Below are 260 nucleotides of genomic sequence, written 5' to 3' on the forward strand. Positions count from 1 at the left end.
TGCGTGGTATCTTGATCAAGCGAACAGACAGTTTCATCCGACGAAATGGGGAATATATCAGGAAGGAACAGCCGAAGGCACCTTGTATGGAGGGAACCTTTGTACACTGAACTTACTGCAAGGGACAACGTTTATGCCTCGCATCAAGGATGCCATTTTATTTGTGGAGGATGATGACTTGGTCTTTCCTGAAATGTTCGCCAGAGACCTTGCCTCGCTTTTGCAGCATGCCGAATCAATTAAAGGGTTGATCATCGGAC

Annotated in this window: 1 pseudogene; it reads left to right on the plus strand. The window is 46.5% G+C overall.

Annotated features, from left to right (window positions below):
• Positions 1-260 (plus strand): annotated as a pseudogene (locus SB658_RS25105) (LD-carboxypeptidase); the annotation flags it as partial.

This window comes from Bacillus sp. SIMBA_008 (assembly GCF_046535495.1).
In the GTDB taxonomy this organism is placed as follows: domain Bacteria; phylum Bacillota; class Bacilli; order Bacillales; family Bacillaceae; genus Bacillus; species Bacillus subtilis.